The organism is Streptomyces sp. NPDC001220, from assembly GCF_053597895.1.
In genome coordinates, this window is record NZ_JBSFJE010000004.1 from 232148 (window position 1) to 246783 (window position 14636).

General features: G+C 73.8%; 10 protein-coding genes. 4 read left to right on the forward strand and 6 right to left on the reverse strand.

What is annotated here, in order from left to right; translation table 11 throughout:
• Window positions 1–93: 93 nt before the first annotated feature.
• On the forward strand, window positions 94–1821 hold the full coding sequence (locus tag ACWDGI_RS11775; RefSeq protein WP_450757869.1) for a LuxR family transcriptional regulator AbsR2: 1728 nt from the start codon (window positions 94–96) through the stop codon (window positions 1819–1821).
• A 118-nt stretch (window positions 1822–1939) separates the two neighbouring features.
• Here ACWDGI_RS11775 and ACWDGI_RS11780 read toward each other — a convergent pair whose 3' ends face one another.
• Window positions 1940–4504: a CHAT domain-containing protein gene (locus ACWDGI_RS11780; protein WP_450758472.1), complete on the reverse strand. Its 2565-nt coding sequence runs from the start codon at window positions 4502–4504 to the stop codon at window positions 1940–1942.
• Window positions 4505–4656: 152 nt separating this feature from the next.
• On the opposite strand from ACWDGI_RS11780, the gene ACWDGI_RS11785 reads away from it, so the two are divergent.
• Genes ACWDGI_RS11785 through ACWDGI_RS11795 form a run of 3 tightly spaced genes read left to right on the forward strand, consistent with a single transcriptional unit; the run spans window position 4657 to window position 7207 of the window.
• Window positions 4657–6096 carry a S8/S53 family peptidase gene (locus ACWDGI_RS11785; protein ID WP_450757871.1) on the forward strand — a complete coding sequence of 480 codons (1440 nt, stop codon included), beginning with the start codon at window positions 4657–4659 and terminating at the stop codon, window positions 6094–6096.
• 35 nt (window positions 6097–6131) lie between these two features.
• Entirely contained in the window at window positions 6132–6731 is a 600-nt protein-coding gene (locus ACWDGI_RS11790; protein WP_450757873.1) for an RNA polymerase sigma factor, read from the forward strand.
• The gene (locus tag ACWDGI_RS11795; RefSeq protein ID WP_450757875.1) at window positions 6728–7207 is read left to right on the forward strand and encodes a hypothetical protein; all 480 of its coding nucleotides are present in this window, start codon (window positions 6728–6730) and stop codon (window positions 7205–7207) included. The genes ACWDGI_RS11790 and ACWDGI_RS11795 overlap by 4 nt, the downstream gene beginning before the upstream one ends.
• 13 nt (window positions 7208–7220) lie before the next feature.
• On the opposite strand, the gene ACWDGI_RS11800 is transcribed toward ACWDGI_RS11795, so the two are convergent.
• The 5 genes from ACWDGI_RS11800 to ACWDGI_RS11820 all read right to left on the reverse strand — a co-directional run bounded on the left by ACWDGI_RS11800 (window position 7221) and on the right by ACWDGI_RS11820 (window position 14505).
• Window positions 7221–8444: a cytochrome P450 gene (locus ACWDGI_RS11800; protein WP_450758474.1), complete on the reverse strand. Its 1224-nt coding sequence runs from the start codon at window positions 8442–8444 to the stop codon at window positions 7221–7223.
• Between the two features lie 133 nt (window positions 8445–8577).
• A complete protein-coding gene (locus tag ACWDGI_RS11805) occupies window positions 8578–9369 on the reverse strand; it encodes an N-formylglutamate amidohydrolase (protein ID WP_450757877.1) in 792 nt (263 codons plus the stop codon).
• A gap of 47 nt (window positions 9370–9416) precedes the next feature.
• Complete coding sequence (gene metX, locus ACWDGI_RS11810; protein WP_450757879.1) at window positions 9417–10529, reverse strand: homoserine O-acetyltransferase MetX; 1113 nt, start codon at window positions 10527–10529, stop codon at window positions 9417–9419.
• Window positions 10530–10570: 41 nt separating this feature from the next.
• A complete protein-coding gene (locus ACWDGI_RS11815) occupies window positions 10571–11935 on the reverse strand; it encodes a bifunctional o-acetylhomoserine/o-acetylserine sulfhydrylase (RefSeq protein ID WP_450757881.1) in 1365 nt (454 codons plus the stop codon).
• 353 nt (window positions 11936–12288) lie between these two features.
• Window positions 12289–14505: an NADP-dependent isocitrate dehydrogenase gene (locus ACWDGI_RS11820; RefSeq protein WP_450757883.1), complete on the reverse strand. Its 2217-nt coding sequence runs from the start codon at window positions 14503–14505 to the stop codon at window positions 12289–12291.
• Window positions 14506–14636: the final 131 nt, after the last annotated feature.

A 14636-nucleotide genomic window follows, 5' to 3' on the forward strand; every position in this document is an offset into this window, starting at 1 on the left:
CGCCCAGACTGCCCTTCCCCCCGGCCGGCCGCCTGAGTCGGGAGCTACTCAAGTCCCCCTGTATCAGGGCTGAGTAACGCGACTCATACTCACGTGACGAGTTACGAACAGGATGCGCGGACCCTCGAACCGCCCTGGCCGTTCACCGGCCGGGAGGACGAGCTGGAGCTGGTCAGGCGGTCGCTGGGGATCGGCCGGCAGGGTGTCGTGGTGACCGGGCCGGCCGGCGGCGGCAAGACCCGGCTGATCACGGAGGCCGTGCGGGGCACCGACTGCGTCCGCGTGACCGGCACCCCACAGACCTCCGCCCTCCCCTTCGCGGCGTTCGCGCACCTGCTCCCCGGCCGGCTCTCACTGCCCGCGGCGATCCGGCATCTCCTGGGGGTACGGCTCCTCGTCGTCGACGACGCCCACCTCCTCGACGAGGCCTCGGCCGCCCTCGTCCACCAGCTCGCCGTGCACGGCCGCACCCGGCTCGTGGTGGCCGCCGCCGACCCGGCGCCCGTTCCCGGCGCGGTCTCCCGGCTGTGGACCGGCGAACTCCTCACCCGTCTCGCCCTGGAGCCGCTGCCGTACGACGAGACCGCCCAACTGCTCGCCGGCGGCACTCTGGAGCCGCTCACCGTGCGCCGGCTGCACCGGGTGTGCCGGGGCGATCTGCGGCTGCTGCGGGACCTGCTCGGCGCGCTGCGCGAGTCCGGTGCGCTGACCCGGGTGCCGGACACCGCCGAGTGGGCGTGGCGCGGCCCGCTGCCGCTCACCGTGACCGTGCGGGACCGGATCAGGCTCCTCCTGGACCGGCCGGACCCCGGTGAGCGCGACACCCTCGAACGCCTCGCCTTCGCCGAGCCCTTGCCGCCGCATCTCGACGAAGGCCTCGACCTAGGCATCCTCGAACGGCTGGAGAGCGAGGGCCTGATCCATGTCGACGACCGGGGCGCGGTCCGCCTCGCCCACCCGCTGCACGGCCCCGCGCTGCGCGCCCTCGCGGGCCGGCTCCGGGCCCGCCGCCTGGCCCGCACCCCGAGCCAGTGCGAACCCGCCCTGAAGGACGAGCAGGAACAACTCGCGGAACGTGTCGACCACTTGGACGTACGGGAGGTGGCGGCCCCGGTGGGGGAGTGGCTGGCCGCGGGAGGCCTGCCCGTACCGGCCGGGTACGCGGCCGTGCGTGCCCGGTACTCGCGGCTTCGGGGGGAGCTGCGAGAGGCGGCGGCGTGGGCGAGGGAGGGACTGCGGACGGCGCCGGGGGACGCCTCCTGCCGTACCGAACTCGCCCGTGCCGCCGCCGAGTCGGGAGAAGCTGCCGTAGTGCGCGGGGACGGGGGTCTCGCGCACTACGGCGCAGTACGGCGGGGGGAGCCGACGGCGGTCGCCGGGCGGCTGGACGGCGTCCTCGCCCGGCACGCGGAGGCCCTCGCGCGGGGCGACGGGACCGCCCTGGACCGGGCCGGCGAGGCGCTGGCCGAACGCGGTCTGCTGCTGTTCGCGGCGGAGGCGCACGCCCAGGCGGTCCGCGTGCACCGCGACCCGCGGGCCGCCCGGATGTCCCGCACCCGTGCCGTCGCCCTCGCCCGCCGCTGCCAGGGCGCCCGTACCCCGGCCCTGTCCGGTCTGGTCCTCGGTGAACTCACCGCCCGGCAGCGGCAGATCGTCACGCTCGCCGCGGCCGGTCTCAGCAACCGCCAGATCGCCGAGCGGCTGACCCTGTCCGTACGGACGGTGGGCAACCACCTCTACAGCGCGTACACGCGCCTCGGCGCGAGCGACCGGGCGGCACTGCCGTGGCTGGTGGAGCAGCCCGAGCAGAAGTCGGCGTGATGCTGCAGCGCCCCGCAGGGGCGCGGGGAACTGCGCGACCAGCCACGACGGCGCCGCACCCCGACGCCGGTCCGTCGCGGCGCCCCCGCCGAGCCGCAGCCGACGTGGCTCGGTCCGCTCAGGCCGCCCCGAAGGCCGCGAACGCCCACCCGGTCGCCTGGTGGACCGCGTCGCCCGGCAGGGCGGCCCGGGCGTCGCGGAGTGCTTCCGCCAGCGACAGGCCGGCGCCCAGGCCCTTGTGCAGGGCCAGCATCAGCGGGACCACGGCCGCGTCGTTGACCGGCGCGCTGCTGGCCACCACGCCGGCCGTGCCCAGTGGCAGCAACGCCGTGACCAGGCCGAGGAGTTCGTCGGCGCCGACCGAGGCGAGGCGGGCGGTGTCGCAGCTGGAGAGGATGATCCGGTAGGGGCTGCGGGCCAGGCGCTCGAAGTCGTGGACGATCAGCGGGCCGTCGGCCATGCGCAGCGAGGAGAAGAGCGGGCTGTCGGCGCGGAAGGTGCCGTGCGCCGCGATGTGCGCCAGCGCCGCCCCGTCCAACTCGCGCAGAACCAGCGGAACCTGGGCCTCCGTGTGTTCGAGGATCCGTGCCGTCGCGTACCGGCCCGCCACCTCGGGCACCTCCGCGCCGCCGGTCGCCAGCCCCGGCCCGCGGACCAGCACATGGCGGCCGCCCGGCGGCGGCTCGGTCTCCCGGGCCCGCAGCCAGCTCCCCGCCGACGGTGACACGCTGAGCACCCGCTCCCGCAGCGAGGGCAGCAGGGCCCACGGCACCCGGTGCAGCGCCCCCGGCGGGACGATCACCACCGGCCCCGAGCCGAGCTGGTCCGCCGCCGCGCCCAGCAACAGCTCCTCCAGCCGCCGCCCGGCCGCCTCCACCACCGCGAGCCGCCCCTCCGCCCCCGGATGCGCGAGCCGCCGCAGCCCCGCCTGGACGTGCTCCGCCTCGGCGACCGCCTCCGCCAGCAGGCCGCCCGCGAAGCGCCGCACCCGGCCCTGTCCGCACAGCAGGATGTGCACCCGCCCGTCCAGCACGGCGAGTTCGACCAGACGGGCGTCGCCGAGCCGGTCGAGCAGCCGGGCCGGTTCGAAGCGGTCGCCACCGCCGGGGGCGTCACCGTGGATGTGGTGGGTGCGGGAGCGGATCTCCCTTTCCAGACGGCGCTGTTCGCGTTCCAGGGCGGGCACCGGACGGCCCTGCCTGCGGGCGTCCTCCGCTCGGGACGCGATCTCACGGAACGCGGTGAGCGAGGTGAGCAGGGCCGGGTCGGCGGGCGGCCGGGTCGGGGGAGTGGACAGGACCGTGGCCCGCCAGCGTTCGCTCCACTCCAGGAGCCGGCGCGGTCCGCCGTGCGCCAGGCTCGCCTGCTGGGCCAGCGCGGCCAGCTCCGCGCCCTGTGCGGTGGCCCGGGCCCGCAACTCCGAGGCGCCCAGGGTCATCCGGTGGTCGTCCAGGACGTCCAGGCCGCGCCGGCAGGCCTCCAGCACGCCCCGCCGCGAACCGGCCGCCCGGGCGCGCAGCGCCTGCGCGGCCCAGCCGGTCATCCGGGCCAGCGGCGGTCCGCCGTGCCGGCTGCGCGCGGCCACCGCCAGATGCCGTTCCGCGTCCGCCGTCCAGCCCAGCGCCAGCGCGATCCGCCCCGCGAGCAGCGAGGCCTCCGGCGCGGCCGGCGCCCCGAAGGACGCCAGCTGGTCGGCGACCGCCGCCGCGTCCTGCACCAGCCGTCCCGAAGCGGCCCCGCCCGCCACCCGCGCCTCGATCAGCACCAGCCGGGCGTGCGTCTCCCACCAGCTGCGCCGCTGCCCCGAGAAGAGCCGCACGGCGACGGCGGCACGGGCGATCGCGGTCCCCGCGTCCCCCGCCGAACGCGCCGCCCGGGCGGCGGCCAGCAGCAGCTCGGCCTTGCGGGTGGACTGCCCGCCGAGCCGGTCCAGCGCCGCGATGGCCGCGTCCGCCTCGGCCAGCGCCTCGGGCGCGAGCCCGGCCGCCATCAGCACCTCGCAGCGCCGGATGTACAGCATGAACGTCGGTGTGCCCAGCTCGGCGTACCGCTCCTCGGCCTCGGCGAGCAGCCGCAGCGCCGCCGGGATGTCGCCGGCCCGGAACGCGGCCAGGCCCCGGCTCTCCACCGCGTCCGCCTTGTCGTGCTCCTGGCCCGTCGTCTCCCACAGCAGCTCCGCCGCCGTGAAGTCCGCGTCCGCCCGGTCCACCGCGCCGAGCGCCAGATGCACCGTGGCCCGGAGCGTCAGCGCCCGGGCCGTCCAGATGACGTCGTCGGCCTGCCGCAGCACCGGTATCGCCCGTCGTACGTCCTCCAGGGCCTCCTTGTGCCGGCCCAGCACCCACCAGACGTACGCCCTCCGGTACAGCACCCGGGCCCGGGTGTGCCCGCTGCCCCGCGCGACCCCGCGCTCGAACGCGGCCAGTCCCTCCCGGGTGCGCCCCGCGTGCACCAGCGCGACCCCGAGCGTGGCGAGGACGTCCGCCTCCCGCTCCGCCGAGTCCGCGCGCGCCGCGAAGTCCCGGGCGCGCCGCAGATGGTCGAGGGCGACGCCGAGATCCCCGAAGTCCCGTTGCCAGATGCCGATGACCTGGTGGGCGATGGACGCGTCCAGCGGCGACGGATCGGACCGGAGGACCCGCTCCGCCCGTGCCAGGGCCTCGCCGGGGGCGGCGAACACCATCGGCAGAAGTTCCGTAACCGATTCGCTTCGCGCAGTCACCCCTCGGATGGTAGTGGCCTGGGCATACATGCCCCACTGGTTTGGCGCTGTATCAGGCGGCAGGCGCGAGACTCTGACTGAAGAACGCCGTTTCCGGGGGAGGACGACAGGCCATGGCACCTCAGCGATTCCACGAGCAGTTCGATCAGATCCAACGCTCCATGCCGGACGTTCCGCTGGCGATGGGGCCGGACGACTCCGCCGAGTTCTTCTACGAGAAGGGGGTCGTCCTCGCCCGCGACGGTGAGGAGGCGCGGGCCGTCGAGGACACCGTGCGCGCCCACTTCACCGCCACCACCGGCCTGGTCGCCGACCGGGTCGGCCGGGCGGGCCCGGAGACCAACCGCACCGGAATCACCCGTATCCAGGTCGGCGACCCGAACCACGGCGACCGGACCGGCGACCGTGCGGTCGGCCACGCGCTGCGCGCGCTGCGGGAGGCGGAGGGCCGCGCCGGACGCCGACTGGTCAGCCGCAACCACGTCGTGTCCACCACGGTCAACGCCTGCAACCCCGCCGAGCCGCTCCCCGCGCTGCTCACCCAGACGCCCAACCCGCAGCCGGTGGAAGGCGCCTACGACCCCGACACCGCCGTCGGCGTCCTGGTGATCGACACCGGTCTGGTGCACGACTACCGCGGCTACCCGCTCCTCGACCGTGTCCAGGGCGACCCGCAGCTGACGGAGACGGACGCCGACGGCATCCTCCAGCAGTACGTCGGCCACGGCACGTTCATCGCCGGACTCGTCGCGGCCCTCGCCCCCAACACCGACATCACGGTCACCAACACCCTCAACGACGCGGGCGCCATCCTGGAGTCGGAGTTCGGCGCGAAGCTCTTCGAGGCGGTGGACCGGCACGGGTGGCCGGATGTCATCAGCCTCTCCGCGGGCACCCCGAACGGCAGCACCGACGGACTGCTCGGCGTCGAGAGCTTCATGCAGGCCCTGCTCGACCAGCCCGGCACCCTGCTGGTCGCCGCCGCCGGCAACAACGGCAGCGCCACCCCGTTCTGGCCCGCCGCCTACGCCGGCCTGCCCGGCTACGAGAACGCGGTCCTCTCGGTCGGCGCGCTGCGCAGCGACGGCGAGTACGGCGCCTGCTTCACCAACCACGGCGGCTGGGTCAACGTCTACGCCCCCGGTGAGCAACTCACCAGCTCCCTGGCCGGGTTCGCCGCGCCCGTGCCGTACGTGTACCAGCACACCACCTACGAGGCCTGCCGGTTCGGCTTCACCTACGCCTGCACCTGCCAGTACCCGCGCCACACCGGCGTGTTGACCGACACCGGGACCACCGGCCCCGGCAAACCGGACCAAGTGATGTTCGAAGGGTTCGCACAGTGGAGCGGAACGTCGTTCGCCACCCCCGTCGCCGCCGGCCTGGTCGCCGCCCGGATGACCGCGCACAAGGAGTCCGACCCGCGCGCCGCGCGCACCCGGCTGCTGGAGAGCAGCACGGATTACGCCGAGGTGCGCGGGGCCCATGTGCCGGCGCTCCGCCCGGCGAGCTGGCAGCCGGTCCCGGTCGTACGGCTGGCTCCTGGGGCCTGAGTTCCGGAACACTCCCCTCCACGGCGTACCATGACTTGCCGTACACGAGGGGTGGGGCCGTGGACCGAGCAGAGGTCGGCGCGTTGGTCCAGTCCGCCGTCGACGGCGACGCGGCGGCCTGGAAGGCGCTCGTGGAAGGGCTGAGCCCACTGGTGTGGTCCGTGGTGCGCGCGCATCGGCTCTCCGACGCCGACGGGCACGAGGTGTACCAGACCGTGTGGTTCCGCTTCGCCCAGCACCTGGGCCGGATCCGGGAACCCGACAAGGCGGGCTCCTGGCTGGCCAGCACGGCACGCAACGAGTGTCTGAAGGTGATCCGAGGGCTGACCCGGCTGCTGCCCACCGACGATCCGCAGGTCCTGGACCGGGTCAGCGAGGTCCGTACGCCCGAGCAGTCCCTGATCGACGCGGAGGACCAGGCGGACGAGGCCGAACGGATCCGTCTGCTGTGGCAGGAGTTCGAGGAACTCGGCGACCGGTGCAGGCAGTTGCTGCGGGTCCTGATGACCTCGCCGCCGCCCAGCTATGTCGAGGTGTCCGTGGCGCTGGGCATCGCGGTGGGCAGCATCGGCCCGCTGCGCCAGCGCTGTCTGCGCCGGCTGCGGGCCCGGCTCGACGCGAGGGGTGCGGTATGAGCGACGACGGTTTCCCGGTGGAGGAGGACCTCGACGGCACCGAGTTCGACGCGGACCTCCTGGAGGAGGAGCTGCGTCAGGCGGCCGCCGTCCTCGACCCGCTCCCGGCCGGGCTGCTCCAACTGGCCATGGACGCCTATGCGCTGCACGACCTGGAGGCCCGGGTCGCCGAGCTGACCTTCGACTCCCTGGTCGACGCCATCCCGGTCAGAGGGACCGAGGCCCCGCCCCGGATGCTGACCTTCCAGGCGGGCGATCTGACCGTGGACATCGAGGTCACCGACGAGGGACTGCTGGGCCAGGTGCTGCCCCCGCAGTCCGCGCGGATCGAGGTGCTCGGCGGTCCGGCGGCGGCGCGCCCGCTCACGGCCGACGGCATGGGCCGGTTCGCCAGTGACACCCCGCCCGCCGGACCGTTCGCGCTCCGGCTGCGAACCGGCGGGGACGTGATCGTCACGGAGTGGCTGCGGGCCTGAGTCCGGCTCCTTCTCACCAGGTGACGGGCAGGGTCAGCGGCCCCCGGATCATCGTCCTGCGGCGCCACTCCACCTCCTCGGCCGGCACCGCGAGCCGCAGCCCCGGCAGCCGGTCGAGCAGGGTGTCGACCAGCAGTTCGGTCCCCAGCCGGGCGAGGACCGCGCCGGTGCAGTAGTGCGGGCCGTTGCCGAAGGCGAGATGCGGGTTGGGCTCGCGGTCCGGGACGATGCCGTCCGGGTCGGGGAAGACGTCCGGGTCGCGGTTGGCGGCGAGATAGGAGACGTACACCGGATCGCCGGCCGCGATCCGGGTGCCGTCGCCCAGCTCGACGTCCTCCAGGGCGATCCGGGCCAGCCCGACCGTGCTGCGGTGCGGGATCCAGCGCAGCAGCTCGTCAAGGACCGGCCCGCGCTCGACCGCCGGGTCCCGCAGCCGCGCCATCAGCTCCGGGCGAGTGAGCATCAGGTACAGCATCTGACCGCAGTTGTGGGTGACCGCCTCACCGCCGATCTGCAGCGGACCGGCCAGCCCGACGGCCTCCTCCTCACCGATCTCGCCCCGGGCCACCGCACCCCCGAGCAGCGAGTACACGTCGTCGCCGGAACCCCCGGCCCGCGCGCGAACCGTCTCGGCGATCCATCCGTACAGCCCCTGCTTGGCCGCTCCGGCGGCCTCGACCCCGCCCGAGGTGGAGATGATCTGCCGGGTCCAGGCGTGCACCCGCTCCCGGTCGGCGTCCGGCACCCCCATCACCTCGCTGACCACGGTGACCGGGAACGGCTCGAGGACCCGCCCGATCAGGTCGGCGGGCGGCCCTTCCCGCACCACCCCGTCGACCAGTTCGTCGAGGATCTCCTGTGCCCGGGGCCGCAGCCGCCTCATCGCGGCGACCGTGAAGGCACCGGCGACCGGCTTGCGCAGCCGGTTGTGGTCGGGCTGGTCGGCCCAGGCCAGCGAACCGGGACGGGGCGCGAAGTGCGGGGCGAGCCGGGTCACCTGGCGCCCGGTGACCTCGGTACGGCTGAACCTCGGGTCGTTGGTGACGGTCCGGACGTCCTCGTACCGGGTGGCGAGCCACGCCCAGCCCTCACCGAACGGCAACCGGATCCGCGTCACCGGCGCCTCCCGCATCAGCGCGGCGAGGACCGGGTCGAACTCGGTCCCCTCCAGGTCGTACGCGGGCCAGTCCCGTACCGGCGGCGCCACCGGGCAGACGGGCGGAGCCGGCTCCGCCATCGGGGGCGGGGCCGGCTCCGTCGTCGTGAGCTCGGCCGGCTCCGTGGTCGTGGGCGCGGTGATCTCCGTGGTCATGCCTCCACGGTCGTACGGCCCCCACCGCGTGTCCTGCGGGAATGCTCCAGCCGGAGGGTCAGCGGCCGACGGAGTCCACCAGCGCGGCAAGTGCGGTGGCGAGCCGCTCGGCACCCGCCCCCGCCGGACCGCCCGGCTCCGTCATGTAGAGGTCCCGCCGGATCTCGATCATCAGGGCGCCGACCCGAGCGTCGGAGCCGTAGAACTCCAGCGGCACATAGGCCCCGCCGAACGGGCTGTCCAGCCCCGTCTCCCCGCACCCCGCGAAGGCCTCGCGCGCCGCCTCCGTCAGCTCGGCGGGGGTGTGGAAGCCGTCCGTGCCCAGGCACACCGGCGGCCGCGGCCCCGTCCCGTGCAGCTCGTAGGGCAGCGCCCGGCTCGGATAGGAGTGCACGTCGATCACCACGGCCCGTCCGGTCGCCGCCAGCCGCCCGGCGACCGCTTCCGTCATCGCCCGGGCGTACGGGCGGAAGTACCGCTCGACCAACGGCCCGGGATCGAACGGCTCGTCCCGCAGCACACCCCGGTGCGTGGTCCGCGTGTACACGGCCCCCATCCCGACGGCGAGCATCTCCTCCCGCTCGTCCGGGAACCGCTCCGGATCCACCACCAGCCGGGACAGCCGGTTGACGAACCGCCAGGGAGTCACCCCGGCCAGCCCGGCCGCCGTCTCCGCGAGTTCGGCGGTGTGCGCGTCCGTGATGTGGTCCAGCTCCCGCTCCAGCGCGGCATCGTCGAGCACGATGTCCGCGCGCACCCCGGCCGGGACCGCCCGCGCGGAGTGCGGCACGTGCAGGATCACGGGCGACGCGGCGGCGCCGGGCAGCAGTTGGTACGACGGCTCGGACACGGGCGGCTCCCGGGGCGTGGTCGGTGACGGGGTGCGGGACCACGGTGTCACACCGACGACGGGCCGAGCAGCTCCCGGATCAGGCCGCCCACCTGTCCGGTCTCGATCAGGAAGCCGTCGTGCCCGTACGGCGACTCGACCAGCCGGAGCCCGTCGGCACCGGGGATCAGCGCGGCCAGCTCGGCCTGCTGGGCCGGGGGATAGAGACGGTCGGAGTCCACGCCCGCCACCAGGGTGCGGGCCGTGACCCGGCCGAGGGCGGCGCGCAGCCCGCCCCGGTCGCGGCCGGCGTCATGAGCGTTCATCGCCTCCGACAGGACGACGTAACTCCCCGCGTCGAAGCGCCGGGTCAACTTGCCGGCGTGGTGGTCGAGGTACGACTCGACCTGATAGCGCCCGCCGTCGAAGGGGTTCTCGGCGCCCTGTGGCGCGCGGCCGAAGCGGACCGCGAGTTCGGGCTCGCTGCGGTAGGTGACATGGGCGATCCGGCGGGCCAGCCCCAGGCCGGTGTGCGGGGCGCGGCCGGTGCCGTGGTAGTCGCCGCCCTGCCAGCCGGGGTCGGCGCGGATGGCGGTGAGCTGGGCGTTCGCCCAGGCGATCTGCTCCGCGCTGGCCGCCGCCGTGGTGGCGAGCAGCAGCAGCGCGCCGACCCGCTCCGGGTACGACACCGCCCACTCCAGGGCCCGCATCCCGCCCATCGAACCACCCGCCACCAGCGCCCAGCGCTCGATCCCCAGGGCGTCGGCCAGCCCGGCCTCGGCGGCGACCTGGTCCCGCTGGGTCAGGAAGGGGAACGCACCGCCCCAGGGACCGCGCCCGTCGGCGCGCGGGGAGGACGGTCCCGTACTGCCCCGGCAGCCGCCCAGGACGTTCGGGGCGACGACGAACCAGCGGTCGGTGTCCAGCGCCAGGCCCGGCCCGACCACGCCCTCCCACCAGCCCGGGGTCGGGTGCCCCGGCCCGGCGGGCCCGGTGACATGACTGTCACCGGTGAGCGCGTGCAGCACGAGCACCGCGTTGCCGGCGTCGGGTGCCAGCCGGCCCCAGGTCTCGAACGCCAGCCGTACCCCCGGCAGTTCGCCGCCCGCCTCCAGGAGCAGCGGCTTCTCCGCCGCGTACCACTGCCGGCGGCCCGGCGGGTCACCCTCCCGCCAGGCCACCGCGGCCGGCGGGAGGGGCGCCCCTGGAGGCGGTGCGGCGTTCAGGACGCGGCGCCCTTCGCGGCGCGGAAACCGGCCTCCAGGTCGGCCTTGAGATCGGCGAGGTTCTCGATGCCGACGGACAGCCGCACCAGGCCCGGCGTGGTCCCGGTCGCCGCCAGCTGCTCCTCGTCCAGCTGGCTGTGGGTGGTGGACGCCGGATGGATGATCAGGCTGCGGACGTCACCGATGTTGGCGAGGTGGCTGAACAGCTCGACGGCGTCCACGAACCGCTTGCCCGCCTCGATCCCGTCCCGGAGCTCGAAGGAGACGATCGCGCCCGCGCCGCGGGGCAGATACCGCTGCCCCGCCTCGTACCAGCGGCTGGAGGGCAGGCCCGGATAGTGCACGGCGGCGACCTCGTCGCGCTGCTCCAGCCACTCGGCAAGGGCCAGGGCGTTGGCCGAGTGCCGCTCCAGCCGCAGGCTCAGCGTCTCCACGCCCTGCAGCAGCAGGAACGCCGAGTGCGGGGAGAGCGCCGGGCCGAGGTCGCGCAGCAGCTGCACCCGCAGCTTGATCGCGTACGCGCCCGGGCCGAGCGCCGGCCAGTACCGCAGGCCGTGGTAGCTGGGGTCGGGCGCGGTGAAGTCGGGGAAGCGGTCGGAATGCGCACCGAAGTCGAAGCTGCCGCCGTCGACGACGACGCCCGCGATGGCCGTGCCGTGGCCGCCGAGGAACTTGGTCGCCGAGTGCACCACGATGTCCGCGCCGTGTTCGAGGGGCCGCAGCAGATAGGGAGTCGGAACCGTGTTGTCCACGATCAGCGGGACGCCCGCCGCGTGCGCCACGTCCGCGACCGCCCGCACGTCGAGCACGTTGCCACGCGGGTTGCCCAGCGTCTCCGCGAACAGCGCCTTGGTGTTCGGGCGGACGGCCGCCCGCCAGGCCGCCGGGTCGTCCGGGTCGTCCACGAAGGACACCTCGATGCCGAACTTCGGCAGCGTGTGCCGGAACAGGTTGTAGGTGCCGCCGTACAGGGACGTGCTCGACACGATGTGGTCGCCGGCCGCCGCAAGCGTCAGGATCGCCAGGGTCTCGGCGGCCTGCCCGGACGACAGCGCCACCGCCGCGACCCCGCCCTCCAGGGCCGCGATCCGCTGCTCGAAGACGTCCTGGGTGGGGTTGTGGATGCGGGTGTAGATGTTGCCGGGCTCGGCCAGGGCGAACAGGTCGGCGGCGTGCTGGGTGTCGCGGAACACGAACGACGTCGTCTGGTAGATCGGCGTCGCCCGGGCCCCGGTCGTCGGGTCCGGGACGGCTCCCGCGTGGATCTGCCGGGTCTCGAACGACCAGGCCGAGGTGTCCGGCCCGGCGGGCGGCTCCTCGGGTGTGTGACCGGCGGTGACGGAGTCGATGGGCTGGCTCATGGTGCTGCTCCTCGTGCGGGAAGGCAGGACGGCGTGCGCGTGCGGGCACGCGCCTGCAGAACGGGGCAGAGCGGGGGAAGGGCCGGAGCGGAGCGTCAGCTCTCGGCGCGACACCCTGTGGTGGTGACACGCACATGATCGACATGGCGTCGGGTCACAAGCACCGTCATGTGCCGAGCGAACCACAGCGGGTCACGGCGGGCCAGCCGCCTGCCGCACCCGACATGCAGACTTCACGAACGACATACGCACGTCACGAGGGGCGGACATGGCTCCGCCCCGGCGGGCGGGCTGCCTGCCGGGGCGGAGACGTCAGTCAGGGACCCTCAGCGGGGCCGGGCCGGGGGGCCGGCTCAGAGGGACGCGAGCGCCGCGTTCCAGGTGGCCGACGGGCGCATGACCGCGTCCGCCTTGGCCTTCTCGGGCTGGTAGTAGCCGCCGATGTCGGCCGGGGAGCCCTGGACGGCGAGCAGCTCGTCGACGATCTGCTGCTCGTTCGCCGTCAGCGTCTCGGCGAGCGGCGCGAACGCCTTGGCGAGCTCGGCGTCGTCCGTCTGCCGGGCCAGCTCCTGCGCCCAGTACAGGGACAGGTAGAAGTGGCTGCCGCGGTTGTCGATGCCGCCGACGCGACGGGTCGGGGACTTGTCCTCGTTGAGGAAGGTCGCCGTGGCGCGGTCGAGGGTGTCGGCGAGCACCTTGGCGCGGGCGTTGCCGGTGGCCGTGGCGTACTGCTCGAAGGACGGGACGAGGGCGAAGAACTCACCGAGGGAGTCCCAGCGCAGGTAGTTCTCCTTGACCAGCTGCTGGACGTGCTTCGGCGCGCTGCCGCCGGCGCCCGTCTCGAACAGGCCGCCGCCCGCCATCAGCGGGACGACCGACAGCATCTTGGCGCTGGTGCCCAGCTCCAGGATCGGGAAGAGGTCGGTCAGGTAGTCACGGAGCACGTTGCCGGTGACGGAGATGGTGTTCTCGCCGCGGCGGATGCGCTCCACCGACAGCTTGGTGGCCTCGACCGGCGCCAGGATCCTGATGTCCAGGCCCTCGGTGTCGTGCTCCGGCAGGTACTGGTTGACCTTGGCGATCAGCTGCGCGTCGTGCGCACGGCCCTCGTCCAGCCAGAAGACGGCCGGGTCGCCGGTGGCGCGGGCGCGGGTGACGGCCAGCTTCACCCAGTCCTTGATCGGCGCGTCCTTGGTCTGGCAGGCGCGGAAGATGTCACCGGCGGCGACCGGCTGCTCGATCACGACGTTGCCGGCCGCGTCGACCAGGCGGACCGTGCCGGCGGTGGCGATCTCGAAGGTCTTGTCGTGGGAGCCGTACTCCTCGGCCTTCTGCGCCATCAGGCCCACGTTCGGGACCGAGCCCATGGTGGACGGGTCGAAGGCGCCGTTGGCCCGGCAGTCCTCGATCACGGCCTGGTAGACGCCGGCGTAGGAGGAGTCCGGGATGACCGCGAGGGTGTCGGCCTCCTGGCCGTCCGGGCCCCACATGTGGCCGGAGGTGCGGATCATGGCCGGCATCGAGGCGTCGATGATGACGTCGGAGGGCACGTGCAGGTTGGTGATGCCCTTGTCGGAGTCGACCATCGCCAGGGCCGGGCCCTCGGCGATCTCGGCGTCGAAGGAGGCCTTGATCTCGGCGCCCTCGGGCAGGTTGTCCAGGCCCTTGAGGATGCCGCCGAGGCCGTCGTTGGCGCTGAGGCCGGCCGCCTTGAGGGTCTGGCCGTACTTCGCGAACGTCTTCGGGAAGAAGACGCGCACCACGTGACCGAAGATGATCGGGTCGGAGACCTTCATCATCGTGGCCTTGAGGTGCACGGAGAACAGGACGCCCTCCTGCTTGGCGCGGGCGATCTGCGCGGCCAGGAAGTCGTTGAGCTGGGCGACGTGCAGCACCGAGGCGTCGACGACCTCGCCCGCCAGGACCGGTACCGAGTCCTTGAGCACGGTGGTGGTGCCGTCCTCGGCGACCAGCTCGATCTTCAGGGCGCCGGCCTCGGAGATCACCACGGACTTCTCGGTGGAGCGGAAGTCGTTCTCGCCCATGGTGGTCACGTTGGTCCTGGACTCGGAGGACCAGGCACCCATGCGGTGCGGGTGGGTCTTGGCGTAGTTCTTCACCGAGGCGGGGGCGCGGCGGTCCGAGTTGCCCTCACGCAGGACCGGGTTCACGGCGGAACCCTTGATCTTGTCGTAGCGGGCGCGGATCTCGCGCTCCTCGTCGGTCTTCGGGTCGTCCGGGTAGGCCGGCAGCGCGTAGCCCTTGCCCTGGAGCTCGGCGACGGCGGCCTTCAGCTGCGGGATCGACGCCGAGATGTTCGGCAGCTTGACGATGTTGGCCTCGGGCGTCTTGGCCAGGTCGCCCAGCTCGGCCAGGGCGTCCGGGATGCGCTGGTCCTCGTTCAGGTACTCCGGGAAGTGGGCGATGATGCGCCCGGCCAGCGAGATGTCGCGGATGTCCACGGCGACACCGGCCTGCGAGGCATACGCCTGGATCACCGGCAGGAACGAGTGCGTCGCCAGGGCCGGGGCCTCGTCTGTGTAGGTGTAGATGATGGTCGAGTCAGTCACCGGGTGCTCCGCTCCACGTCTGCAACATTGCTCGACATCAAGATATCTCGTGAACGACCCGGGCTCGACAGGGGTCCGCGACTCGGAAGATCCGTTTGTCATACGACAGGCAACCGGATCGGTCGGAACGG